Origin of the sequence: Croceifilum oryzae (assembly GCF_030814315.1) — a bacterium.
In the GTDB taxonomy this organism is placed as follows: domain Bacteria; phylum Bacillota; class Bacilli; order Thermoactinomycetales; family Thermoactinomycetaceae; genus Baia; species Baia oryzae.
The window spans coordinates 209,445-234,415 of the sequence record NZ_JAUSUV010000006.1 but is presented as its reverse complement, the minus strand read 5'-3'; the positions used below and the strand labels follow the sequence as shown (position 1 = coordinate 234,415).

General features: G+C 42.1%; 29 protein-coding genes. 18 read left to right on the top strand and 11 right to left on the bottom strand.

Annotation, left to right across the window (positions count from 1 at the left end; genetic code table 11):
* Positions 1-100: 100 nt before the first annotated feature.
* Complete coding sequence (locus tag J2Z48_RS08450; RefSeq protein ID WP_307252649.1) at positions 101-223, top strand: hypothetical protein; 123 nt, start codon at positions 101-103, stop codon at positions 221-223.
* A 225-nt stretch (positions 224-448) separates the two neighbouring features.
* On the opposite strand, the gene J2Z48_RS08445 is transcribed toward J2Z48_RS08450, so the two are convergent.
* Complete coding sequence (locus J2Z48_RS08445; RefSeq protein ID WP_307252647.1) at positions 449-925, bottom strand: low molecular weight protein-tyrosine-phosphatase; 477 nt, start codon at positions 923-925, stop codon at positions 449-451.
* A 195-nt stretch (positions 926-1,120) separates the two neighbouring features.
* On the opposite strand from J2Z48_RS08445, the gene J2Z48_RS08440 reads away from it, so the two are divergent.
* A complete protein-coding gene (locus J2Z48_RS08440; protein WP_307252691.1) occupies positions 1,121-1,567 on the top strand; it encodes an ACT domain-containing protein in 447 nt (148 codons plus the stop codon).
* Positions 1,568-1,773: 206 nt separating this feature from the next.
* Here the strand turns inward: J2Z48_RS08440 and J2Z48_RS08435 are convergent, their stop codons facing one another.
* Positions 1,774-2,226, bottom strand: a complete 453-nt coding sequence (locus tag J2Z48_RS08435) for a hypothetical protein (protein ID WP_307252643.1) — start codon at positions 2,224-2,226, stop codon at positions 1,774-1,776.
* A 205-nt stretch (positions 2,227-2,431) separates the two neighbouring features.
* On the opposite strand from J2Z48_RS08435, the gene J2Z48_RS08430 reads away from it, so the two are divergent.
* Together J2Z48_RS08430 and J2Z48_RS08425 are read left to right on the top strand one after the other, a co-directional pair.
* Positions 2,432-2,764, top strand: coding sequence for a DUF6881 domain-containing protein (locus J2Z48_RS08430; RefSeq protein ID WP_307252640.1), 333 nt, complete (start codon positions 2,432-2,434; stop codon positions 2,762-2,764).
* Positions 2,761-3,579 carry a sugar nucleotide-binding protein gene (locus J2Z48_RS08425; RefSeq protein ID WP_307252637.1) on the top strand — a complete coding sequence of 273 codons (819 nt, stop codon included), beginning with the start codon at positions 2,761-2,763 and terminating at the stop codon, positions 3,577-3,579. The genes J2Z48_RS08430 and J2Z48_RS08425 overlap by 4 nt, the downstream gene beginning before the upstream one ends.
* A 377-nt stretch (positions 3,580-3,956) precedes the next feature.
* Here J2Z48_RS08425 and J2Z48_RS08420 read toward each other — a convergent pair whose 3' ends face one another.
* Complete coding sequence (locus J2Z48_RS08420; protein ID WP_307252636.1) at positions 3,957-5,108, bottom strand: nucleotide disphospho-sugar-binding domain-containing protein; 1,152 nt, start codon at positions 5,106-5,108, stop codon at positions 3,957-3,959.
* Between the two features lie 173 nt (positions 5,109-5,281).
* Here J2Z48_RS08420 and J2Z48_RS08415 point away from each other — a divergent pair, with 173 nt between their 5' ends.
* On the top strand, positions 5,282-5,479 hold the full coding sequence (locus J2Z48_RS08415; RefSeq protein ID WP_307252634.1) for a hypothetical protein: 198 nt from the start codon (positions 5,282-5,284) through the stop codon (positions 5,477-5,479).
* 81 nt (positions 5,480-5,560) lie between these two features.
* On the opposite strand, the gene J2Z48_RS08410 is transcribed toward J2Z48_RS08415, so the two are convergent.
* Genes J2Z48_RS08410 through J2Z48_RS08400 form a run of 3 tightly spaced genes read right to left on the bottom strand, consistent with a single transcriptional unit; the run spans position 5,561 to position 8,273 of the window.
* Entirely contained in the window at positions 5,561-6,544 is a 984-nt protein-coding gene (locus J2Z48_RS08410) for an ABC transporter permease (protein ID WP_307252632.1), read from the bottom strand.
* On the bottom strand, positions 6,541-7,467 hold the full coding sequence (locus tag J2Z48_RS08405; protein ID WP_307252630.1) for an ABC transporter ATP-binding protein: 927 nt from the start codon (positions 7,465-7,467) through the stop codon (positions 6,541-6,543). The genes J2Z48_RS08410 and J2Z48_RS08405 overlap by 4 nt, the downstream gene beginning before the upstream one ends.
* On the bottom strand, positions 7,464-8,273 hold the full coding sequence (locus tag J2Z48_RS08400; RefSeq protein ID WP_307252627.1) for an SGNH/GDSL hydrolase family protein: 810 nt from the start codon (positions 8,271-8,273) through the stop codon (positions 7,464-7,466). The genes J2Z48_RS08405 and J2Z48_RS08400 overlap by 4 nt, the downstream gene beginning before the upstream one ends.
* 167 nt (positions 8,274-8,440) lie before the next feature.
* On the opposite strand from J2Z48_RS08400, the gene J2Z48_RS08395 reads away from it, so the two are divergent.
* From J2Z48_RS08395 to J2Z48_RS08365, 7 genes are all read left to right on the top strand, one after another.
* Positions 8,441-9,112: a LysM peptidoglycan-binding domain-containing protein gene (locus J2Z48_RS08395; protein ID WP_307252626.1), complete on the top strand. Its 672-nt coding sequence runs from the start codon at positions 8,441-8,443 to the stop codon at positions 9,110-9,112.
* A 23-nt stretch (positions 9,113-9,135) separates the two neighbouring features.
* Positions 9,136-10,080 carry a phosphotransferase gene (locus tag J2Z48_RS08390; RefSeq protein WP_307252624.1) on the top strand — a complete coding sequence of 315 codons (945 nt, stop codon included), beginning with the start codon at positions 9,136-9,138 and terminating at the stop codon, positions 10,078-10,080.
* 53 nt (positions 10,081-10,133) lie between these two features.
* Positions 10,134-10,979 (top strand): nitrilase-related carbon-nitrogen hydrolase, encoded by an 846-nt coding sequence (locus tag J2Z48_RS08385; RefSeq protein ID WP_307252622.1) that lies wholly within the window; start codon positions 10,134-10,136, stop codon positions 10,977-10,979.
* A 3-nt stretch (positions 10,980-10,982) separates the two neighbouring features.
* Positions 10,983-11,840, top strand: coding sequence for an NAD+ synthase (locus tag J2Z48_RS08380; RefSeq protein WP_307252619.1), 858 nt, complete (start codon positions 10,983-10,985; stop codon positions 11,838-11,840).
* 192 nt (positions 11,841-12,032) lie between these two features.
* The gene (locus tag J2Z48_RS08375) at positions 12,033-13,652 is read left to right on the top strand and encodes an alpha-helical endospore appendage domain-containing protein (RefSeq protein WP_307252616.1); all 1,620 of its coding nucleotides are present in this window, start codon (positions 12,033-12,035) and stop codon (positions 13,650-13,652) included.
* 251 nt (positions 13,653-13,903) lie between these two features.
* Positions 13,904-14,731: a sporulation protein gene (locus J2Z48_RS08370; RefSeq protein WP_307252614.1), complete on the top strand. Its 828-nt coding sequence runs from the start codon at positions 13,904-13,906 to the stop codon at positions 14,729-14,731.
* 75 nt (positions 14,732-14,806) lie between these two features.
* A complete protein-coding gene (locus J2Z48_RS08365; protein WP_307252611.1) occupies positions 14,807-14,998 on the top strand; it encodes an alpha/beta-type small acid-soluble spore protein in 192 nt (63 codons plus the stop codon).
* Positions 14,999-15,051: 53 nt separating this feature from the next.
* On the opposite strand, the gene J2Z48_RS08360 is transcribed toward J2Z48_RS08365, so the two are convergent.
* From J2Z48_RS08360 to J2Z48_RS08345, 4 genes are read right to left on the bottom strand one after another with little or no spacing between them, the layout of a single operon-like run.
* Complete coding sequence (locus J2Z48_RS08360; protein WP_307252609.1) at positions 15,052-15,930, bottom strand: metal ABC transporter permease; 879 nt, start codon at positions 15,928-15,930, stop codon at positions 15,052-15,054.
* Positions 15,931-15,932: 2 nt separating this feature from the next.
* Positions 15,933-17,204, bottom strand: a complete 1,272-nt coding sequence (locus tag J2Z48_RS08355; RefSeq protein ID WP_307252607.1) for a metal ABC transporter permease — start codon at positions 17,202-17,204, stop codon at positions 15,933-15,935.
* A 13-nt stretch (positions 17,205-17,217) separates the two neighbouring features.
* A complete protein-coding gene (locus tag J2Z48_RS08350) occupies positions 17,218-17,979 on the bottom strand; it encodes a metal ABC transporter ATP-binding protein (protein WP_307252604.1) in 762 nt (253 codons plus the stop codon).
* Between the two features lie 18 nt (positions 17,980-17,997).
* Entirely contained in the window at positions 17,998-18,921 is a 924-nt protein-coding gene (locus J2Z48_RS08345; RefSeq protein WP_307252602.1) for a metal ABC transporter solute-binding protein, Zn/Mn family, read from the bottom strand.
* 290 nt (positions 18,922-19,211) lie between these two features.
* Between J2Z48_RS08345 and J2Z48_RS08340 the strand changes: the two genes are divergently transcribed.
* The gene (locus J2Z48_RS08340; RefSeq protein ID WP_307252600.1) at positions 19,212-20,042 is read left to right on the top strand and encodes a polysaccharide deacetylase family protein; all 831 of its coding nucleotides are present in this window, start codon (positions 19,212-19,214) and stop codon (positions 20,040-20,042) included.
* A gap of 70 nt (positions 20,043-20,112) precedes the next feature.
* Here the strand turns inward: J2Z48_RS08340 and J2Z48_RS08335 are convergent, their stop codons facing one another.
* Positions 20,113-20,886 carry a TylF/MycF family methyltransferase gene (locus tag J2Z48_RS08335; protein WP_307252690.1) on the bottom strand — a complete coding sequence of 258 codons (774 nt, stop codon included), beginning with the start codon at positions 20,884-20,886 and terminating at the stop codon, positions 20,113-20,115.
* A gap of 215 nt (positions 20,887-21,101) precedes the next feature.
* On the opposite strand from J2Z48_RS08335, the gene J2Z48_RS08330 reads away from it, so the two are divergent.
* The 5 genes from J2Z48_RS08330 (at position 21,102) to ruvB (ending at position 24,918) form a co-directional block, all read left to right on the top strand.
* Positions 21,102-21,899: a polysaccharide deacetylase family protein gene (locus tag J2Z48_RS08330; protein WP_307252598.1), complete on the top strand. Its 798-nt coding sequence runs from the start codon at positions 21,102-21,104 to the stop codon at positions 21,897-21,899.
* Positions 21,900-22,125: 226 nt separating this feature from the next.
* A complete protein-coding gene (locus J2Z48_RS08325) occupies positions 22,126-22,698 on the top strand; it encodes a hypothetical protein (RefSeq protein WP_307252595.1) in 573 nt (190 codons plus the stop codon).
* A gap of 65 nt (positions 22,699-22,763) precedes the next feature.
* Entirely contained in the window at positions 22,764-23,267 is a 504-nt protein-coding gene (gene ruvC / locus J2Z48_RS08320) for a crossover junction endodeoxyribonuclease RuvC (protein ID WP_307252594.1), read from the top strand.
* Entirely contained in the window at positions 23,267-23,902 is a 636-nt protein-coding gene (gene ruvA, locus J2Z48_RS08315) for a Holliday junction branch migration protein RuvA (protein WP_307252592.1), read from the top strand. The genes ruvC and ruvA overlap by 1 nt, the downstream gene beginning before the upstream one ends.
* 11 nt (positions 23,903-23,913) lie before the next feature.
* A complete protein-coding gene (gene ruvB, locus J2Z48_RS08310; RefSeq protein ID WP_307252590.1) occupies positions 23,914-24,918 on the top strand; it encodes a Holliday junction branch migration DNA helicase RuvB in 1,005 nt (334 codons plus the stop codon).
* The last annotated feature ends 53 nt before the right edge of the window (positions 24,919-24,971 follow it).

The window sequence follows — 24,971 nt, the reverse complement described above, 5'->3', positions numbered from 1 at the left end:
GCTCTTGTTGCTTTGAGGGCTTGGTTTATTTGGTTTTGTTGAATGGAGCAAGAATGGGGCATGTATCTGACCACAGCTCAAATAGTGAGCCTGTGAAGATGTGGAAAAGCAAGTCGCTTCGTCCTCTTCGCTTCGGGCAAGTGGCAAAACTCGCGAAGAACTCGCTCAGACATTGCCACAAAACGCCATTACTTCGAAGGACTACGCTAAGCAGGCTCGCTAACATCGCAGTGGTCAGATACATCGCCTCTAGTCTGTTCCGATTATTGGTAGAGTGTTTGCTTTCATAGCAGACTTGCTGATTAACCATTTTGTTGGATAATCGACTCTGAAAATCTTGTTTGATCGATTAGCTTAAATATGCCTACTTCAATAGTAAGCTTATGAAGATGGGTCGCCATAATTCGATTCTGTCAGGTGTTTAGCTAGCAAAGGACATTCTGCAGGTTCATTTCTTGCTTAATCCATGCTTTGTTACGATCTCGTTTAGCAAATTCTTACACCCTTGTTGGACGAGGTCATAAGTTTCTTGGAAGTTGCCTGTGTACCAAGGATCTGGGACGCCTTCATAGGCGGTGCCGGGGATGAATTGGATAAATGGGTACACGTGTGAATGTGTGGTTTGGGCGATTTTATGTAGGTTCTCTACATTGGATGTGTCCATGCCGACGATCCATTGGAATTGATCGAAGTCATTCTGTTTCACTTGGCGTGCGTAGATTCCTTGTGAAGAAATTCCATACTCTTTTAGTTTCAACATCGTTCCCTGATGGGGTGGTTCGCCTATATGCCAGTCTCCTGTGCCAGCAGAATCGATGTGGATTTCATTTTCAAGGCCTTCTTCGATTACATAATGACGAAATATTGCTTCTGCCATTGGAGAGCGACATATGTTTCCTAAGCAGACGAATAGTACAGATACCATAATTCATTGCTCCTTTGATGTGAGAATCGTATTCTCTTATATTATCAAAAAGATTGCCTATAGCTAAGAGAAACGATACAATATGCGAGATAAATTGAATTTGAATAAAACAAACTATCTGGAAAAACGGATGTTGGCGTTTTTTCTGGACTACATTGCATATAAAATCGTAATAAAAGAGGTTATCTTGTGAACATGAGAGATGATGAAGAACGATTGGTATTGGTCCGCTATAATCAATTACCCGAAGTGATCCAAAAGACATTGGAGGCAAAACGACTGGTAGAAACAGGTGAAGCCGATACAGTTCAACAAGCAGTGGCCAAAGTCGGGCTGAGCCGTAGTTCCTACTATAAATATCGAGACTCCATCTTTCCATTTCAAAGTTTGAATCAGAGCAAGATGGTGACTCTCGTCTTTCTACTAAAAGATCAAGCGGGGGTTCTATCTCAGGTTTTAAGCTTCCTAGCGAGCATGGGAGTAAACATTCTCACCATCCATCAGACCATCCCACTTCAAGGAGAAGCATCCGTTTCGATGTCAGTCGATTTGACTCATTTGATATCGGATTTAGAGGATTTAGTAGGTCGGCTTCGTGGGATGAAAGGTGTGCAACGGGTGACTGTGATTGGAGTGGAGTAGGATACGTTTTAAAAGCTACATTTGGTGATAGAGATGGATGGATGTCAATTGGAAAAGCATGATTTGGATTCCTCAGAGTCGAAATTACTATGGAAGAAAATAACTTCCTATGAGCAGAGTCTGTAGGTAGGTGTTACGATGCTTCTCTAAACAAAAAGGAGTCGGCAGAGTATTCTGCCGCTCCTTTTCACGTTAAAAACGAAGAATTAGTTCATTTTGTTGATCACACTAATATGACCGTCTACTTCGCTAATCTTATACTTTGTGTTATCAAATGAAATCACTTCAAACTCTGGGCTTGGTATAAATTTATAAGCGGCCATCTTTGCCTGAGCAGTGACGAAAAGTTTGCCCTTTTTGATGACTGCTGCGTTCACAGTAAATTGATATAGCGCGCCTTGGGTACCAAGTGATAAGTATACATATGTTTTTTTGCCGTGCTTTACCATGGTGATAGCTTTGTTTGTCACGTCCACTTGGTTCGAAACTTCTTGAGGTAAAAAAGATTTGTTTTCTACTTGAAAAGAAGCATCTTCCCATCCGACTTGAACGTTTTTCTCGACTCCAGCGGCTAAAGTGGTAGATGGAGTAGCAAATCCTGCACCCATCACCATAGTACTACAAGCAATAATCCCAGCTACGAAACGTTTACCTTTCATTCCTAACAACCCCTTATTCTGTGCCTAAATTTCAAACAATCATATTGTAACACAAATACATTTTTTGTAAACATTTGTAATAAATTTTTTATATTAAAATTAATAATTTTATTTTGAATATTAACTCAATATAACGGTTTTGGATAGAAATGATTCGATTAGAAGTGGATAGGGTAGTTATATAGTTTATATGAGGGGGAGGCAAATGATTTTGACCAAAGAAAATGCTACGTTTACCTATGTATCTGTGGATTGGATCCACTCTCATCCAGGTGAGCCATATAAATTTTTCTGTGAGCTGGATTCTCAAAGGTATGAAACAAGAAAACTAGTATTTTATAAAAATGAAGTAGTGGGGTATGCATCAGAGGAAGTGGAGTATCTAGATTTTTTGTCTCCCGAACCATACCCTCGTGACTTACAATATATTTTCGATCAGTCAGATGATCATGATGTGTTTATCGGAACCGAGATCGGCAAAGAAGTTTTTGAGTTACTGTGGGATCGACATTACGATATAAGGAGGAATGACAGATGAACAAAGTACTTGTTTTAGGTGCAAGCGGTCTTGTAGGACGGGCTATCGTTGATGAGCTAATGGGTGAGTTTGATGTATACGGTACCTATATTTCTAATGTTACTAGTCTTCCGCACGATAAACAGTTTTTATTGGGAGTTCAGCACGTGGATAAGATGAAAGAAATCATGGATACAATTAAGCCTGACGTGGTGATTTCTTGTTTGCGAGGCGATTATGATCAACAGTTTACGTTTCACGAGGAATTGGCTAGGAGTATAAAAAATCAAAACACGAAGCTGTACTACTTTTCGACTACAAATGTGTTTGACGGGGATTATTCAAGGCCTTATACCGAAACGGATACCCCTATCGCAGAATCAGATTATGGGAAATTCAAAATAAAGTGTGAGAATATGCTTCAAGAAATGCTGGGCGAGAAGGCTATTATCATTCGAATTCCAATGATATGGGGAAAGAATTCACCAAGACTGGATTTAATCAAAGAAAGTTTGAAAGAGCATAAATCCATTGAGGTATTTAGCAATCTTGTTTGCAATCATCATCTGGATGATTTGTTGGCTAAACAAGTGCGATTTATGATCGAAAACGATTTAAGAGGAGTATTCCACTTAGCTTCCGTAGATCGAATGACGCAAAGCCAGTTTTATGAACAGATCTTACAGAAGCTAGATATCGAGAAGGGTATATTGCAGTATGGATTATTTCTAGATAAAGAGGATACTGCTTATTTTCAGATCGAATCCAATCGACATGACATTCCGAAATCGTTACAATATACCAACCAAGATATTATCTCGTACCTACTCCAATAAAACACTAACAAGATCCCTGAAAAGGAATCTTGTTGATTAACTAGAGTTATCAGTGGTGGGATAGGGGCATTGTACCTAGACACAGTGATGTTAGTGAGCCTAATTAGCGTAGTGCTTCGAAGCAATGGAGTTTTTTGTGCAATGTCCCCGCGTTCTTTGCGAGTTTTGCCACTTGCCTTTGCTACGAAGGACGAAGCGGACTTGCTTTTCACTTCCTTGCTGGTTCACTATTTGAGCTGTGGAAGATACATACCCTGTGACAGATTATCTAGAGGATTAATTAAGAAATCGCTAATTTGTACGGATAGCCAGACTACTCACAGACCTGTCCCAAAAATACTACTTCAAAATATTACATAGTGGCTCGCCACCTCAAGCTACATCACTGTTTGTTGTTGAGCAAGTGACTGTAACAAATCTGCCGTCTGTTGAACTGGATTTGCTTCATGCATAGATTGACGAATCGCTTGAAGGTTTGCTCGAACCACCTCCGATTGACTCACTTTGTTTACAGCCTCTCTTAATTGTTCAACCGTAACCTGATCAGGTTGGATGGACTCTCCTAAGCCCAATTGGGTAAGACGTTCCGCAACAAGTGGCTGATCAGTTGATTGCGGAATCGCTACCGTAGGAACACCAAACCATAGTGCCTCCATGATGGAATTCATTCCTCCGTGGGATATGAAGACATCAGTGTGTTTAAGCACTTCTAACTGTGGCACAAAAGGTCGGATGATGAAGTTTTCAGGAATGGAGCCGAGTTCTTTCATACTGGTTCTGGGTCCGACGTTTAAGATCACCTGCCAGTGTGTATCCCCGAAGGCTTCAAAGCAGTTTTTGTAAAAATCAGCATTGCTTAAGATCGTTCCGAGTGAGATGTAGAGTACAGGTTGTTTGCTGAGGTTGTCTAAGAGAAGGTCGGTTGTAACTTGTCGATCGGAGATGAGAGGTCCAACAAATGCATAACGATGATCAAAAAATTCTGCATCATATTGAAATTCTTTTGGATTCGATACGATGTTTAGTTTTTCGGCAACGGTAAACAAATGCAATATTTGCTTCTCTTCTGGCAGGAAATATTGATCAACCCATCTTTGTAGGGTGGGTGCTTCTTTGTGGAATGCGAAACTGCTATAAAAGGTAGCAGCAGGAATGCCGAGAGTTTGAATGATTTCTTTTCCCCAAACACACATCGGGTCATATATGGCTACATCGGCTTTTTCGCTTTTCACTTGATCAATTAATTCGTGGGCTTTCAGGCGGGCTTCGTTCATATACTGGGTCAGTAAGTGAACAGGAGGTTTCGTAAAAGACTGATCTCCACGTGGATCCATTTTTTCGAAGAAGTTGATCGGATTGAAAATCGGATCAATCACCCGAACTTCTGCCCCTACTTTTTTGACTATATCTGCAAAATCGCCGGTTGTATAATAAACTACCTCTTCTCCGCGCCTGATCAATTCCTCTGTTACGGTTATCGTAGGGTTCATATGTCCAAATGCAGGCATCATAAGGAATACATATTTCATATACGTTTCTCCATTCTGTTTATAAAAATTTTCGTTCAATTTAATTTTACTAAAAGAAAGAAAAAACATCTACATGTAGAGAGGGAATCTATTATACTCCTAGGGATTAGAGGTCGAATTTAGGGTTTGTTGATTTTGAGAAAGAGATAAAAGCAGAAATCGAACTTAGTGCGGTGCAAGAGCAGTTTGTCGGAGTATTTATTAAGTTTCTAAAGGATTCAAATGATGCAAATGCAAAGGAGTTAGCTAGTGCTGATTCAAAATTCCAAAATGCCATTGAGCAACAAGGGAAAAGTGCAGATCAATTTAATGAATCTTGGAAGAAATTCGTAGAAAATGCTGGTGCTAAATTTAAAGAAGAAAGTAAATAGTAGGCTCTAAAACAGCCCTACATAGTCTAGAGTCTAGACTGCGTAGGGCTGTTTTTTGTAAAACTCATACATATTAGCTCATCACGCCAATACATCACGTCTCGAAAACGAAACAAACGCGGTAATCAGTGCCACAACGGACCAAGCTCCTAGGACTCCTATGGAGAGCGGCAGTGTCATGCCCTCTATGAGAATAGGGCGGCCAGAGAGATAGTCGGTTAAACGCAATTGGGTGAAGGCGAAGTATTTGATCGCACCCCATGTTGGAGAGAGTTGCATAAGCAAATTCCCTGAGATGATAGCCGCAAGCATGATGCCCATGCCAGATGCAGTGCTTCGTACTAAGACGGATACCATAAAGGAAACGGTTGCAACGGTAATACAGGCGAGCCAAGAGAGACCGTATGCCATAAGGAGATATTTCCACTGAGGCATGAGATGGACAAACTCGGTCAACAAAGCTCCATTTTTCTCTTGGAATCCAGATAATACAGGGAGATCCCAACCCCCATATCCAAAGACCACGCCGGAGAGTAGATAACTCAATATGGCTGTACTAAGTACGATAAAAGATGTGGCAAAGAGTAGGGAGATGTATTTGCTAAGGAGTACTTTCCAACGCCGAACGGGCCTAGTAAGGAGTAATTTGATTGTGCCGCTCGAGAGTTCAGAGGAAACCAAATCGGCTGCAATGATGACAACCAAAAGTGGAAGAAAGAGAGAAACGGATTCCTCTACAAATTTTCGCATAAACGTAGGAGCACCGGGTGCGGTTGGATCAATATTGTTTTTTAAATAATATTCTTGTTGTTGGATATTTAGTTTGATAAACGCTTTCCATTCTTCAGGTAATCGGCTGGATGTTAAGCGGTTTTGTTGATCGATAATCTGCTGTTTTAGTACAACCTTCCAATCACTTGTGCCAATTTGTTTCGCTGCTCTTTCGAGTGTCTGTGCCTGAGCATATGTAAAAATCGGGATCAGGATGACTAAGATCCCTAGGATGACCCAAAGTCGCTTTTTCCGAACCATTTTTAACATTTCATTATAGACAAGTCCGATCATGATTTGGTTTCGCCTCCTGTCAGTTGTAAAAATAAATCTTCCAGTGTAGCTTGTACAGGACGAATTCCAGTTACTTTTATCTGCTTAGCTGTAAGTTGCTCATTCACTTCGGCAATGCGATCGAGTGGCATATATACATAAAGATGTTCTTCTGTTTGCTCGACAGGACGGACAAAAGATAATTCTTTTAGGACTTGTACACCCGATTGCAGAGGGTCTAATCTCCACTCGATGCGGGTTTCTTCTTCGTGAACAAGCTCACGTACGGGTCCGGTGTAGACAATTTTTCCTTTGTTAATAATGGCAACGCGATCACACATTAGCTGGATCTCATGTAGGATATGGCTGGAGATAAAGACACTAATTCCTTGTTCGTGGACAAGTTTGCGAATAAAAGCTCGCAGTTCGCGAATGCCCGCAGGATCAAGCCCGTTAGTGGGTTCATCAAGGATGAGTATCTTAGGAGAGCCAAGTAATGCTTGTGCGATTCCAAGACGTTGTCGCATTCCAAGCGAATAGGTTTTTACCAGTTCATCGATTCGTTCTTCCAGCTCTACGAGGCGAATAATCTCATGGATCCATTCGTCTGTAACACCTGTCATCATGCGGGCAAAATGCTCTAGGTTTTCACGACCTGTAAGGTAGGGATAAAGTTCTGGATTTTCTACAATACAGCCTACTTGGGATATGGCTTCGATAAACTGGTCTTGTAAGGGATATCCCCCGATTTGAATCATTCCCTCTGTTGGACGGATGAGTCCGACTAGCATGCGGATGGTGGTGGTTTTCCCCGCGCCATTTGGTCCTAGAAATCCAAAAATTTCTCCTTTTTGTACCTCAAACGTAATGTCCTCTACGATTTTTCGTTTCCCGATTTGTTTGCTTAGCTTCTTTACCTCGAGTACGGGGGCCGTTTGGTTCATTTGGTCTCCATCCCTTCTTGGTCGATCACCAGCTGAGTGAGGCGATTTGCCATGCGCTGATATCCATTTTGATTTGGATGAAAGTGGTCTGTAAAAAGATACCGTTTTGGATCTAATTGAAATAGGTCATATGTAGGAATAAAAACAACGCGATCATATTTCGCGATCACTTGTTGTGCCGTTTCGTTCCACTTTGCCACGAATTCATTGGTTTGTTTGGCTTCGGATAAGTCGCCAAACGGATTGTACAAACCAAACATGAAGATTGTGGCTTTGGAATTCTGTTTGCGAATTTCCTTTAGGATGAAGTCTACGTTTTCTTGATATGTAAGGCGTGCTTTTTCTACTGTTGCTGGATCCGTGTTTTCAAGACGACCACTTCCTCGAAATAGATCGTTTCCGCCAATGGTTAGGGGGATGATCTCAGCACTTTTTAGCAAGTTAGACGTTTCGGGTTGTGAGATCTGTTTACGAAGATCAGTTGAAGTGGCACCACTAACGCTTAAATTGATAAGGCTTACTTCTGATTTGCTTGATTTTTGTAGTTGTTCTCGGAAAAGTTGGATATACCCTTTTCCGCTATCATCTCCGATGCCTCGGGTGAGAGAATCTCCTAGGCTGACGATTCGTCCGATAGTGGGACTGGTTGGTGAGGCTGTTTTTTGGGAAGCAGGCGTTTGGAGGTTAGATGCCTGAGGTCTGAAAAGTTCAATAAGAGACATGATGGAACCGATTAATAGGATGGAAAATGAGGCGATGGCTACCACAAAGATACTAATCCACCTCATGCGATGATTTGAGTGCATACGGATCCTCCTAAATATAGATTCGTTACTAACTTTAGTTTTACATATTATCCTTGAAAAATGAATATATTTTCTTGAATGATCGTTTGTCTATGCTGTGAAGGCAACTAATAGCCCATAGGCGCATAGGATAGAATAATCCATTTGCATTTGAGGAGGTACCGGGTTTGAAAATTCATATCGTACGTCCTGGGGAACAGTTATGGGACTTGGTACAAAAGTATAATGTTCCGTTAGAGCGAGTACTAGAAGCAAATCCCAATATTATGGAGCCAGAACAATTAGAAGTAGGGAGTAAGGTGCGAATCCCGTCTGGGCGAGTACCCGTTTCCCCAATAAAGAGAGATTATCTAAAAGAAAGAACAGATCACGAATCATATCCACAAGATCTACAATTAACCATTGCTAAGCCGATTCGGGTTGAGGATGCTCAATTCTACCACCAATATCAAAATGAACCTGCTCGTTATGATGATTATGATGACGACGACTATGATGAATCAAGTGAAATGCCAATGGATGAATGGGATGCTTCTTCATCTGTCTATTCCTATCCACCTTCTTACCCTACTCAGTTTGCACCATTTTATCCAACTGAGCCTGGATTTTATTCTTATCCGCATCTTTCGCATGTATCTACACCGTATCCAAATTATCCTCCTTGCTCTGATTGTGGACCACCTGCTTATCCACCGCAAACAGCGATGTCGTCACCACCCTATCCGTTTTGGACTCCATACGGAAATCATCAACCAGCGTTCTGGCAACCCGAAATGATGATGAATCAAGCACCTGATTATGGTGGGGAGACCTTTGAGAGCTCTTCTGCAGAGTTTTAACTAAGATAAAGGAAGGGATCAATATGTCCCAGCCAAGCTTGCGAAAATTGGAACGAGCTCTTCAGACACGAGTAATCGATATGGAGCAAGGACAAAAAATATGGCTCATTTATACAAATGAACAAACATGGGTAGCAAAGCAATGTCGTTCTGCTTATCATCAAGAGTGGTGGAGTCAAGTTGATCGAGAGCTCAGGCATCGTGGATTTCACGATATGCCTACGTTTTTACATGCTGGAGATGGGTTGACATTAACATCATACATTCGCGGAGAAACAAGTAGATATCGATCTCGCAGAGAAAGTAAGCTTGTATTAGGGCAGCTAGCTCGGTTTCATCAAGCGGGACGTGGATGTACTACGCCGTCTACTCGTCGGACGGCGTTCCTTTTATGGGAGAGACTTGGACAACGTCTAAAGAAGTTTGAAAAGTATCTACATCAATACGACCGATCCACTGGTAAAGCGGATAAATGGATTCGAATTGCAGGCTTCGAGATGTACCGGATGGGTGTAAATACGTGGAATCAGTTATATACTCCTACCTTCTACGAGATGAATGAACAATCGTATCTCCAACATCATTTATGCCATCGTGATTTAGCCAGCCATAATTGGATGATCGAAGAGGATCGGGCGTGGTTGATCGATTTCGATACAGCTAGTTACGATGCCCAGTGGGGAGATCTTTGGCAGATTAGTACCCGAGTCTTAACCGAAAACCGTTGGGATAAGTCGCTGTGGATTGAAATGATGGAATGTTATGAACAACATCAACCTTTATCAGATTGGGAGAAATATTTTATCAAAGTGATGTATGGATTTCCCAATGAATTTTTTCGCGAGTCGATAGGAGTGTTAGAAAAGAAGCCAGGTTATCGTCTCGATTATACAGGTCCCTACTTGGAAAGAATTATTGATGATATAGAGCATTGGAGGGAGTTCCTCTCGCAATTGCGTCATTGGTAATGGTATGATAAAAGCCAAATCACCCATAGTTCGCCTTAGGGAGGCATCTTAGAATGAAAGTTGGATTAGCTCAAATTCGACCACATTTGGGTAATGTGGCTAAAAACCTTGAAATTCACAAACAGATGATTAAACAGGCAAAAGAAGAAGGAGTCGAGCTGCTTATATTTCCAGAGTTAAGCTTAATGGGATATAATCTGCTCGACTTAACTTACGATGTGGCTTGTGCCGTGGATAGTGAAGAAGTACAAGAGATTGTCTCTGAATCTAAGGGGATGGATATCGCTTTTGGAATCGTAGAGCGTTCTTCTGATCACATCTTGTATAATTCGGCTATTTATGCGAGTTATGGTAGCGTTCAAGCCGTGCATCGCAAAGTATATCTACCTACATATGGAATGTTTGATGAGGCGCGTTATTTTGGTCGAGGAGAGAGTATTCGAGCATTTGACACGAGATTTGGTCGTGTGGGGATGCTAGTTTGCGAAGACATGTGGCATCCATCGGCTCCCTATCTACTCGCTCAGGATCGTGCAGAGCTTTTGATCGTTCTCGCTAATTCTCCAGCACGTGGTGTACATGCTAAAGGGCTGGGAACACAGGATTCATGGGATTTAATCTTAACCAGCCAAGCCCAATTTTACGGAATGTTTATCGCTTGTACGCAGCGTGTGGGAACCGAGGACGGGGTCTCCTTTTTTGGTAATTCAACAGCGGTGGATCCGTTTGGAGATACATTAGTTCATGGACCTCTTTTTGAAGAATCTCTCGTAACGTTTGATTTAGAGCTCGATATGGTTCGGCGGGCACGCTTTACGACCCCTATTTTACGTGATGAAAATACAGATCTCGTGGTTCGAGAACTGACTCGAATCCAACAACATCGTAGAGGAGAATAGGACATGTCTACGCAATGGTTAACGGATCAATTAACAGCAGCTCCGTATCTATCCCTCAATGAAGAACTAACTACACAAATATTGACTACGGCTCTACGTGAAGAAGTGAACAAAGTAGGCTTTCGCCGTGTGATCTTAGGATTATCAGGTGGAATTGACTCTGCGCTTTCTCTTTATTTGGCAGTGAGAGCCTTTGGAGCCGAAAATGTGATCACGGTTCGGATGCCTTATAAACAGAGTAGCCAAAATAGCCTAGATGATGCTGGAGAGGCGATTCAAGATACAGGAGTACAGTCACTCACGGTTAATATCACTCCTCAGATTGATGCTTACTTTGAAAGCTTTCCTGATGCTAGCCCTCTCCGTAGAGGGAATAAAATGGCACGGGAAAGAATGACGATCTTGTATGATTTATCGGCTCATTATGAAGCACTTGTAGTGGGTACAAGCAATCGTACGGAACTATTACTCGGATATGGTACTCAGTATGGCGATTCGGCTTCTGCCATCAATCCGATTGGAGATTTATATAAGACTCAAGTTCGGCAACTGTCTCGCTATGTGGGGGTTCCAAGCTCGATCTTATCGAAACCGCCGAGCGCTGATTTATGGGAAAACCAGACGGATGAAGGAGAGATCGGTTTCTCTTACTTTGACATGGATCGTGTTTTATATCACATGCTAGATTTAAAATGGGATCGAAAAGCACTTCATAAGCAAGGCTTTTCCGATACCCTCATTAATGCGGTGAATAAGCGTATTATCCGAAACCAATTTAAACGAGTGATGCCCGTTATTTTAAAAGTATCCAATCGCACAGTAGGGATTGATTTCCGTTATCTTCGCGACTGGGGAATGTAGTTCTATTCTGCTGAAACATAATTTGACTAAATAAATCCAGCTGTTGAAAATGGTTCATTTCAACAGCTGGATTTATTTGTTATAGGTAAAAGCCTATCGTCTTAGAAAATTATTATGTAAGAATGGGTTCCTAATTTTAAGTAATGTGAATATTGATTATGAGAGCGTTTATTATGGGTAAGGAGTGAAAATATGTCTCAAGCTAATATACCTAATATTTCACCTAATATTTCCATTACGAGAGAAGATGCAGTTAATTTATTGCTGTCATCGATTGCATTAGAAGAGTTAGGCTTAAGTCACATTATTAATGCCGAGGGAGAAAAACTCCAATATGTTCTAGGAACTCTCCCTGGAGTGTCAACTAGCTTTCAACCTACGATTACGGACTTACTTACGATCAATGCAAGTGTTCGTGATACGATCAATGTGATCGGAAAGAAAGAATGGATTTTAAACGAGAAGTTAGAAAATGTGTTAGGTACAGATGTTACAAGGGGACCAACGGGACCTCAAGGACCGCCTGGAACCACAGGGTCATCGGGAGGACCTCCTGGACCTCCAGGGGGCACGGGACCTCAGGGACCGCAAGGATCAGTGGGAGCGGTTGGAGCTACAGGGGGCACAGGACCTCTTGGACCACAAGGACCTCAAGGACCGACAGGGTCTTTTGCTACAGGTGGGACCTTATTCGTGGTTCAAGGGAATACAGGAGCTGACGGAACTGTTCCACTCGGTTTCGGAGATACAATTAACTTTATATCCAATACGTTAGACATTACGGTAACCCCTGGTTCTGCCAATGTGAGTTTAGAAGTGCCCACTGGAACGACTGGAGCCATTGCAGACATCGTTCAAGCAATTGTTGCTGAACTCGGTCTTACTGGGACTACCGGAGCCACAGGAGCGACCGGAGCAGATGGAGCAGACGGAGCCACAGGAGCCACAGGAGCCACGGGAGTCGATGGAGCAGACGGAGCCACAGGAGCGACCGGAGCAACGGGAGTCGATGGAGCAGACGGAGCCACAGGTGCAACCGGAGCAACGGGAGTCGATGGAGCAGACGGAGCCACTGGTGCAACTGGAGCAACGGGAGTCGATGGAGCAGACGGAGCCACCGGGGTAACGGGAGCCACTGGAGTCGATGGAGCAGACGGAGCCACAGGAGCGACCGGAGCCACAGGAACTGATGGAGTGACAGGAGCCACGGGAGCTACCGGAACCGACGGAGTGACAGGAGCCACGGGAGCTACCGGAACCGACGGAGTGACAGGAGCCACGGGAGCTACCGGAACCGACGGAGTGACAGGAGCCACGGGAGCTACCGGAATCGACGGAGTGACAGGAGCCACGGGAGCTACTGGACCTTCTGGAGGATTTGACCCAGGTTTTATATTTGTGGCAAGAACTACAAACCAAACGGTAGCTTCGAAAACTCCTGTTCTTTTTAATAGCGCACCTGTAGCTCTTAATGCAACATATAACGGGGCTAGTGGCACGATCGTTCTACAGAATGCAGGATCTTATTCGGTTGAATTTAATGCTACTGTACTAGCAACTCCTACTGGCGTATCTGAAGCCGTCATGGGATTAAGAGTAAACAACGGGGAGATCAATACAACTAGAGGAGGAGCAGCCATAGGCATAACAGCCCCTGGGTCTGTGCTAGTTGGTGGAGCCATTATTCAAGTAGGGAATAATGCTGTTGTTGAATTAGTAAATGCAAATGGCGGGGCGGCAGGATTATATAGTGTAGTAGTACCAGCTTCGAATACTCCTGCTGCATCTATCAGAATAGCAAGGATTGGATAACAAAATGTAACTCTAGATATCAAATTCAAATTCACTAACAAAAATATCCCATCCTTGATTACGTGGAACAGAGTGCTGACACGGTTTCGTCAGTACTTTGTTCCTTTTTTGTTCTTTTTTTGATAAAAAGGCTCGTAAAATTGGTTGTATAATGAAATTAATTGAATGAATACATGTCAGGATGAATTCTGTATATATACAACTTCACGTAGTATCTGGTGTTTTCAATGGATGAAAAGGAGGTTAGTGGGTTGTTAAAGAAATTGCTGGCCAGTATACGCGTAGGCGGAATAAAGGTTGATACTACTTTGGAAAAAGGAGAATACAGCCAAGGAGAAATCATCCATGGTCGAGTCTTGATCCAAGGTGGCTCCGTAAAACAGGAAATAAATCGTATCCTATTTCAGCTGAAAGTTCGACTGAGAGCTCGAGGAGCAGGAGTAAGTGGATTTCGGGACTTCTTATGGCACACACATGAAATAGCAGACAAAATTACGGTATTACCCAGAGAAACGAAAGAAATTCCGTTTTCTTTTACTCTGCCAGACGTAACACCGATTTCTTTTCCCTATGAAGGCCACTTTTTGTTCGCGAAACCAAAAGCCTCCCCATATCGTTTTCAGGTATACTTGCAAACAGGGATCGATATCGAAAATTCCATCGATCCGAGTGATCATGATGAAATTCAGATAGCTCCCCATCCTTTTGTGGAAGAAGTGCTGAGATCCATGAGTCGTTTGGGCTTTTCAGTGACATCTGTAGAGCCAAATAGTATGGATTATCCGATGGATCGGACGTTTTATCAGGAGTTTCTTTTTGCGCAGCATGATATGAAAAATTGGCTGAGTGAGGCATCACTTGTACACCTTGGAAATGGTCATTTTGTATTACGAATCGAAACCCAAAAACCGGATTATCGCTCGATTATGGAGATGTTAGACGTAAATGAGCGAAAAATTCGCTTTGTGGTTCATGAAGAAGACATAGAAAATGAAGGAATTCACCTAACGGAGTACTTAGCGGAACAAATTCAATTGATCCAAGATAAGGTGACTAAAGAGCTTTCGTCAAATGAATGAAAATTGCTTGATTCGGTTACTCTAAAACATGCAAGGGATTCTCATTCCAATGTTCTATGAGGGGAGCTGATTGCGATGTCAAGAAGCAACAAACTCGTAGTGCCTGGATCGGCTGCTGCCTTAGGGCAGATGAAACAGTCAATCGCACAGGAATTTGGAGTGGAATTAGGGGCTGACACCACCGCCAGAGCCAATGGTTCTGTAGGTGGTGAGATGACCAAGCGACTCGTCGCATTGGGCCAGCAACAACTTGCGCGGAATAAATAAAAAACAAAACCCCCCATTACTTGTTAGTAGTGGGGGGTTTTGTTTTTTACCTTTTAAAATTGAGTACGTAATTTCTTGCGAATCCACCAACGGGTTACAACTCCTTGATGAGGAGAGAACAGGAAAGCAAGTGCGAATAATCCACCTGCAACCATCGTCATACATCCAGCAATCGATGCATCTAATAGGACTGACAGGAAGTAACCACATACCGAACATATCATACCGATGAGTACACTTAGTCCGAGCATGACACCAAGTCGTTCTGTTAATAGATAGGCTGTTGCGGCTGGGACGATGAGCATCGCCACCACTAGGATCGCGCCTACGCTTTCAAATGAAGCAACCGTTGTGACAGATACGAGTCCCATGAGCAGGTAATGGAAAAACGCTACGGGTACGCCGACAGCCATCGCTAAGGCTGGATCAAAGGATGTCAGTTTAAACTGTTTATAAAACAATCTCACCATGATTAGGCTAAGCAAAAAGGCGGCTCCTGCTCCCCACATCGCTCGAGGTCCCATATCGATTCCATTCCAAGTCCATGTATCATAAGGAACATAAGCGATCTCACCATAGAGTACACAATCCAAATCTAAGTCTACTTGTTGCGTAAAAAGGGAGATTAAGATGATCCCGATGGCGAAGAGTGCTGTAAAGCTAACCGACATCGCAGCATCTGCCTGCACACCCTGATTCCGCAAAAGTTGAATGATAATGGTACAAAGAAGTCCAAAAACCGCGGCTCCGATAAACATGGGCAGAGGGTCGCGACTTCCTGAGACGAGAAACGCGATGACGATTCCGGGAAGGATAGAGTGACTAATGGCATCCCCTAACATAGCCATCCGTCGAAGGATTAAGAAACATCCTAAGAACGCACAGGAAGAAGCGATGAGGGCTCCAGTCAAGATAATCCATACACTACTCATAACTACATCCCTGCCCTTCTCGTTGAATGATACGCTTTTGCTCGGTCTTCTTCAGAGATGTGCTTTTGTAAATAAGATTGTAGCTGTACTCTGAGGGATTCGGGTAGATCGGATAACTGTTCGATATCCTGAATTGAGCAGTCTGTTTCAATATCCTCATACATATGCCACATCTCCATGTAAAGCCCTAGTAAGGCTGTGTCGCTCGCCTCTTTCCAGCTAGCATCCGATAGAGTAAAGGTGCCTTGAGAATTTTCTACAACCTGTCCGGTTCGCTTTTTCTGCTTGATCCAGCGATGAACCTGCGTGGTAGATAGATGGGACTGCTGGGACAGTGCAGACAGAGTGATTGTTTTACTTCCTAACTGATTCCATGCTACATAGATTTGCTCCTGGCGTACTTTTGCCCTAGTCTGAATGAGGCGTAACGACTTAGCGATCAGGCCTCTTTTCGGTGCGCATAACATCGAGATAAAAAATAAAAGGGTGACTGCTAAGACAATCAGGGGTCCGGTTGATAACTTCGTGGCAACTGAACTAAGAATGGTCCCGACTAATCCCGACAGAGCTCCTATGCAGGCAGAGATGATAATCATGTGATCCAATCGTTCCGTCCAATAACGAGCTGTCGAAGCTGGCGTGATTAAAAGGGATGCCATCAATACCACTCCTGCTGCTTGTAGACCAATTACAACGGCGACTACGAGGAGTAGCATGAGGAAAAAATCAAGTCCTACCATAGGGAAGCCTAGACTTTTTCCATAGTTTGCATCAAAGCATAAGAGCTTTAACTCTTTAAAGAATATAGAGGCTAGAAGGATTAAAACGAAAGAAATGGAGCCCATTATAGCCACATCGGTTCCAACTAAAGAGGCAGATTGACCAAATAGAAACTTATCTAATCCAGCTTGGTTGCCAAAGTCACTGTGTTGAATTTGGGTTAGCAAGACGATGCCAACTCCAAAAAAGGTGGATAATACTAATCCTAAAGCAGTATCTTCTTTAATCTTAGAAAATCGGGTAATCCAACTAAGAAAGAGAGAAGCTAAGAGGCCAGTGAATGTGGCTCCAATCAAGAGCCAAAGCGGATTTTTTGATCCAGTAAACAAAAATGCCAAACAGATTCCTGGAAGTGCAGAATGAGCTAACACGTCGCCCATCAGTCCACGCTTTCGTAAGAAGGCGAAACTCCCTAACACGCCGCTACTAATCCCAAGTAAGGTCGTTCCAGCAAGAACCCATAAAGCATTGGCATCACGAAATAGTTCTAACACCTGTGAGCCCTCCTTATCTGATAGATAGCATCTCGTTTGTATGTGGTAGGATGGCGAGGCGTCCTCCATATGTTTTTTGCAAGTTTTCAGTTGTAAATACTTCGCGAGTAGGACCGGATGCGATTAGGCGAAGGTTGAGCAACATTACAGAGTCGAAGTACTCCGAGACGGTCTGGAGGTCATGATGTACAACGAAGACTGTTTTGTTCTGCTCTTTTAATTCATGTAAGACTTGAACAATTGCCTTTTCCGTTGCCGCGTCTACTCCTACAAATGGTTCGTCCATAAAATAGATTTGAGCTTCTTGAGCAAGCGCACGAGCGAGGAAAACGCGTTGTTGTTGTCCACCGGATAGTTGACTGATCTGACGCTTCGCAAATGATTCCATTCCTACTTTTCGTAGTGCTTCTAGTGCACGATCTTTATGCTCGGACTTTGGTCTGCGGAACCAGCCAAGTTGCCCATATAACCCCATCAATACGACATCGAGCGCATTGGTAGGAAAGTCCCAATCCACCGATTCTCTTTGTGGGACGTAACCTACTAATTTTCGTTGCTGGGAATATGGTTTCCCATAGATCGAAACTTCCCCTCCAGCTAGTGGAAGAAGTCCAAGAGTCGCCTTAATCAAGGTTGATTTACCTGCTCCGTTGGGTCCGATAATCCCAATACATTCTCCTTCTGGAGATTGGTAGGTAATATTGCGTAAAACGGGCTTTCGATGATAGGCGACTGATACATTTTCAATCGAAAGCGGCGGAGTTTTATTTGTCATAGTATTTCCTCCTGGATGCTATTTTAAAGAATTCACTATTTTTGTTACATTGGCTTGCACCATTCCGATATAAGTACCTTCTGGAGTCCCTGCTTGTCCCATCGCATCTGAATAGAGTTCTCCACCAATTTTTACTTCATGTCCTTTTTGTTTAGAGCCTTCAACTACTGCTTCAATCGATTTTTTCGGAACACTTGATTCAACGAATACCGCTTTGATTTTTCTCGTGGAAATGAGATCAACCATATTTTGAACATCTTTCAATCCATATTCAGCTGCGGTACTAATCCCCTGTAAGCCAACCACTTCGATTCCATATGCTTTTCCAAAGTAATGAAATGCATCGTGTGCGGTTACAAGTACGCGTTGTTCCTTCGGAATGCTGTTCACTTGTTTCTTCACGTCTTCATCTAACTGTTTTAGCTTAGCCAAGTAGTCAGTCGCTTGTTTCTCATAATCTACTTTATGTTTAGGGTCTTGTTTGATTAAGGTATCACGAACCACTTCGGTAGCAGACATCCATAGTTGTACGTCAAACCAGATGTGTGGATCATGTAAATTGTTACTGATTTCAAGAAGTTTAGAGCGATCGATCTTATCAGATATAGCTGTTACAGGTTTGTTTTTACCAATTTTGCTTAAAACATCTGTCATTTTTCCCTCTAGATGAAGTCCGTTATAGAAGATAAGATCAGATTGATCCAGCTTCCGAATATCACCTTGTGAAGCTTTATAGAGATGAGGATCTACTCCAGTACCCATCAGCGCAGATACTTCGATATGGGTTCCTCCCACATTTTTTACGATATCGGCGATCATACCGGTCGTCGTAGTTACTTGTATTTTTTTGCTTTCAGACTGTGAAAGTGATTGATTACATCCTACTAATAAAGTCAAGCATAGGGCACTAATAAGTAGAGAACGTAAAAATTTGTGAATCATGGTAGTTGCTCCTCATTTCATTTGATTATATTTGTTTGCTTAACCTATAAAAAATGCTATACTTCAAATCTATTTAGTGCAGTCATAAATCTTTCCCTAAGGCAAAATTCAATCAGCTCTATTCTGTCACCTCCCTATGCTTCTGTCAATGATCATTGCATATATTTATCAAAAAATTGTCGAAATCAATGCTGTGAAGAAAAGAGATATATGTTAGGATTGACGTTATCATTTAAATTAAATTTGCTGATCGAAAGAAGCGAATGAAGATATTGAAAGGGAGTGAGAGGGTGAAGATATTCCGTTCTATAGGGGTCACCCTAATAGCAGGAGCGCTTTTAACTGGTTGTACGAATTATGTAGGAGCAGCGGGATCTAATCTCATACCAGTGAAAGACCTAACTCAAGAAAAATTATTAACCATGTCTGATAGAACACTACCAACAGTGAAATTATCGACAAATGACGCGTTACTTGCTGAAATGAGTACACTTCGTTCTAAATTTGTAATCAGCCAGGGATTATCTTCCCATAAGCAAGTTGCCTTTACATTTGATGATGGTCCAGATACGCATTTTACGAATCAAGTTTTAGACATATTAAAAAAAGAAAAGGTGCCTGCTACCTTCTTTGTCTGTGGAAACAACGTAGAAGCACACCCAGATGTAGTAAAGAGAATAGATCAAGAAGGTCATTCTGTTGGAAATCACTCATGGAACCATCCAGATTTATCAAAAAAAGATCAAGCAACGGTTAGTCAACAAATTAGTAAGACGAATGACGTTATTAAAAACGTAATTGGGAAAACACCTACTTTATTCCGTCCTCCTTATGGTGCACATAAAGGTGGAATTGTTGATAATGAAGTGCAACAGCTAAACATGAAATTGATTTTGTGGAGCGTGGATACGAGAGATTGGGATCATAAATCAAAAGATCAAATTATGGAAGCTTATAATAAAGAGTTCAAGCCTGGTGGAATCATTCTTCAACATAGCTCTGGAAATGAAGGTCTCAAGGAAACGGTAAAAGCTTTGCCAGAAATGATTCACGATCTAAAGAGTAAAGGCTATGAATTTGTGACAGTTGATAAAATGATTGGAATACAGGCATATCAGTAGCATATAGATTGATATAAACCCAAAATCTTTTAAAAAAATCCTCATCAGGATATCCTGATGAGGATTTTTTTTATTTCACTTGTCTCTCTTTTAATTTTTTCCAGAAGCAACCACTTCCATCGATATTTTGAATAGCCTCTTCAATATGAAATTGATTTCGAAAATCGTGAACTGCCTGTTTACAATAATGTAAGCTGTAGTCATCAATGATCAAATATCCGCCTATGGAAATTTTATCGTAAAGACTTGTTAAAGCATCCCAAGTAGATGCGTATAAATCTCCATCCAATCTTGCTATCGCAATTTTTTCAATGGGTGCAGTAGGTAATGTATCTTTAAACCATCCCTTTAAAAAAGTAACTTGGTCATTTAATAAATCATATTTCCGAAAGTTATCTTGCACCTCCTCTAAGGAGACCTTTAGATAATTTAGTAAATGAGCATTGGTATTTTTATCCACAGGGTAGTTGGGATCAGGTGGTGGGAGTCCTTCAAATGAATCAGCAACCCATACTTTTCTTGACTTGATACCATGGGCTTTTAAGAAGCCACTCATAAAGATACACGATCCACCTCTCCATACGCCTGTTTCAATGAAGTCACCCTCAATGTTTTCTTTTACCACTGAGGCCATACATTGATGTAGATTATCCATACGCATTCTGCCAATCATACTATGAGCAATGGGAGGCCATTCGATTCCTAAGGTTCTATTTGCTTGAGTAGGAGCAAAGACAAGATTTTCGGGATGATGGTACCTTGCTTCTTGCTCTAGCCAAATTTCAAACAAGATCGTTTTTTTTAGTAGTTCCAAGTATAGATTTCTGATAGCTTCTTTGCTCAACTCTGTATCACCAATGCTCAATTCCTCCAACTCCTCTTCAAAATGAATGATAATGTTTTGCTAGCATAGCAGTATATGCGATGATAAATGAATCTGATACAGGCTATGTCTCAGAGGCGACTGAAAACAAAAGAAAAATATCATGACTTTTTTATTGAATTCATGTAAGAAATCGCTCTTACTGTCTCATACTACATGAGGATAGGAGTGGTACGATGAAGAAATGGAGATGTTTGTTTGGAGTCCTTGTAATGAGTCTTTTGTGGAGTTTGTTACTTGATTTCACTATGTATACCACTCGTGCAGAGGAAAGCCTTCATCCCCAAAAGTCTACAGATACAAATATTTCAACACGCGGTTGCGTCAATAAACAACCGGTTTACTATTCGATAGACCTTCCTAAGGATGAGAGGAAGGTAGTGCTTACGTTTGACGATGGTCCAGATGGCATATATACGCCTAAAGTGTTAGATATTTTACAACGATATAAGGTGAAAGCTACTTTTTTTGTCATGGGGAAAAGTGCGGTGCATCATCCGGAACAGTTAAAGAGGATAGTGAAAGATGGGCATACAGTAGGAAATCATACATGGCATCATAGTGATTTTCAGCTTGTTTCCGAATACGAAATTGAGAAAGACCTTTTGAAAAATGAGAAATACATACAAGAGGAGCTAGGCTTTAAACCACTCTTCGTTCGCCCACCTTTTGGGAGGATCAACGATAAAATTTGCCGTGTAGCTTCACGACATCACTATACATTGATCCAATGGGATGTCGATCCAAAAGATTGGGATGGTAGGAGTGCAGATCGCATCCTTGACTGGGTAAAGAAGAAAGTGAAACCAGGTTCTATTATTTTGTTGCATTCGGGTGGAGGAGAGCCGTATCTAGATGGCTCGATTAAAGCATTGCCACAGATTATTGAGTATCTCCACAGTGAAAAGTATCAGATTGTCCCATTACAAGAGGTACTGAAGATGTCACCTTATGAGAAAGTAAAGAAAAAATGAGTGCTGTTTGGAATGTTGATTTTATCAAAAAAGAGGATTGATCTATTTTTGAATGATAAAAAATAGATCAATCCTCTTTTTTGGTTATTTTTATGCCTTTTAAAATGAAACGTTGCATATGTTTTCATATAATCCCATTTTTAAGAACGTACGGTTACATTAAAATGGGTGTATAGAATAAATGACCTTGGTGACGATCATTTATTAAGTGAAAGGAAGTTTTCTCATGACAAATATAGGAATGGCTGAGCTAACATCTATGCATGGTATGAGTGAGATGTTGTTACGTTATCACCGTATAATGGGCATGAATCATGAACAACTGATCTTGTTACAAGCAAGTATTCAGTTACATGATGCTGTGGAGGTTGAAGAGGCAACAGGGTTTTCGCGGGATACGGTTATGGAGTTATTTTCACAGATGTCGGAGCTAGGTATTATCCGCTTTAACGAGCGCAAAGAACTTGATTATCAGGATTTATTTGAAACCCTAAAATCAATTGAAAAAAGATCTATGCCATTTCGTGAACGGTTGACACGTGAATACTCAAAAGCGTCACGAACGAATCAGAAGCATGTGGGCCATGTAGAATTGGTGCCTGTGAAAAAGGGAATTGCTGTGAAATTAACGGATGGTACGTTTCTCTCCATTAAGCAAACAAAAGATTTGAGTAATGAATTAAACATGTTTGCTCAATCGATGAAAGAAGAGGATTTACAACGTTTTAATCGAAATGTAGAGCAGAAGCAGGATAAAGTGCAAAACGATGATATTCGCTACGAAGAGTATGAAGATTAGCTTGAAGTTATGATATAATGAAAATTCCTAGAATGTGTGTTCGCTTGGTTTAGGAGGAGAATGTTTTGCGGATTATGGGGATCGACCCAGGCTATGCACTTGTGGGATATGGAGTAATTGACCAAAAAGGTGGTAGATTGGAAGCTGTTGATTATGGTGCGATTCAAACAGAGCCGCATTACTCCATTCCAACCCGAATGAAGCAAGTGTATGATGCGATGAAGATCTTATTGGATCGCTTTCAACCGGAAGTAGTAGCGATTGAGAAGTTGTTTTTTAATAAAAATGTGAATAATGCTTTGCTTGTAGTGCAGGCAAGAGGTGTTATCATCTTAGCGGTGGAAGAGGCAGGAATTCCTATTACAGAGTATACCCCTTCTCAGGTGAAGGTGGGAGCTGTGGGATATGGGAAGGCAGAGAAACGTCAGGTTCAAGAAATGGTAAAGATGCTACTCCGCTTGTCTCAGGTTCCGAGGCCTGATGATGTGGCAGATGCACTGGCAATCGCAATTTGTGAGGCCCATTCTTCCAAGTCAATATCTCAAGTAGGACGAGGAGGAATTTCGTAATGATTGATTTTTTGCGGGGATCGATGGCGTACCGAGGAGCAGACTATATAGCCGTTGAAGTAGGTGGAGTGGGATATCAAGTTACAGTGACCAATCCATTTTCCTATGAAGAGCAGGAGTCGATCTTTCTCTATACCCATCAAGTGGTACGAGAAGATGCCCAGTTATTATATGGCTTTCAAACGACAGATGAACGAGATTTATTTCGCTTATTACTAGAGGTTTCTGGAATTGGTCCTAAAGCTGGGATTTCGATCTTAGCAGGAGGGACGCCTAGACAGATTGTGTCGGCAATTCAGTTAGAGGATTTAAAATTTCTAACGGCATTACCGGGGATTGGGAAGAAGACAGCACAACGGATTGTGTTAGATTTAAAAGATAAATTGCAGAAGCTGGGCTGGGATCGTCGATTCCAATTGACTTTATCGTTGCCAGACCAAATGGTGGAGCAACCGATTCGTCGTGCAACGGACGAGGATCCCCATATGCGAGATGTAGTGGATGCATTAATGGGTCTTGGCTATCATGAAGAGGAAGCTAGATCATCGGTGATGAAAGCAAAAGAATCTACCGAAAAAGAGCTTTCCACGGGAGAATGGATTCGTTTGGCTCTACAAGTATCCGTGAAAAGATAGGAGGGTGAAGGATGGAAGAACGGATCATCTCGAGCAAGATGATGATGGAAGAAGATGAGATGGTTGAGTTTAGTCTGCGCCCTCGATCTCTGCGAGAGTATATTGGACAGTCCAGGGCCAAAGAGAATCTAAAAATCTACATAGAAGCAGCAAAGATGCGAAATGAAACGCTTGATCATGTATTGTTGTACGGTCCACCAGGTCTAGGGAAGACCACACTCTCCCATATTATTGCCAACGAGATGGGAGCTCAGATTCGCACGACTTCAGGTCCTGCGATTGAGCGTCCGGGGGATCTGGCGGCGATTTTGACTAACTTACAACCGCATGATTTTTTATTTATTGATGAAATACATAGATTAAATCGTTCTGTAGAAGAAGTCCTCTATCCAGCCATGGAGGATTTTGCTCTTGATATTATGATTGGTAAGGGACCTAGTGCCCACTCAGTTCGGTTGGACCTACCCCCCTTTACCTTGGTAGGAGCGACTACAAGAGCGGGTTCTCTTTCTGCCCCTCTTCGGGATCGATTTGGCGTAGTAAGCCGTTTAGAGTACTATACCCAAGAAGAGTTAGCTTTTATTGTGATGAGAGCGGCCGATTTATTACAAGTAGGGATTCGGGAAGAAGGAGCCCTCGAGATTGCGACTCGTTCCCGTGGTACCCCTCGTGTTGCGAATCGACTTCTAAAGCGGGTACGTGACTTCGTTCAAGTGCAAGGGGATGGGATTATCACAGGAGATGCCGCCCGAGATGCATTAGACCGAATTCAAGTGGATAGACTGGGACTAGATCACGTCGACCATCGATTACTACTCTCGATTATCGAAAAATTTCGCGGAGGTCCGGTCGGGCTTGATACCATCGCAGCTACCATAGGCGAAGAGCCAAATACCATCGAAGATGTGTACGAGCCTTATCTAATGCAAATCGGCTTCCTCCAACGAACCCCACGTGGGCGGATGGTGACGTTACGTTGCTGTGAACACTTTGGGATGCAATGGCCTGAGGCGTAAAATAGGCATTCCCTTGATTTTGTATTTTTGTAATGACATTTTGGAGTGAGCAT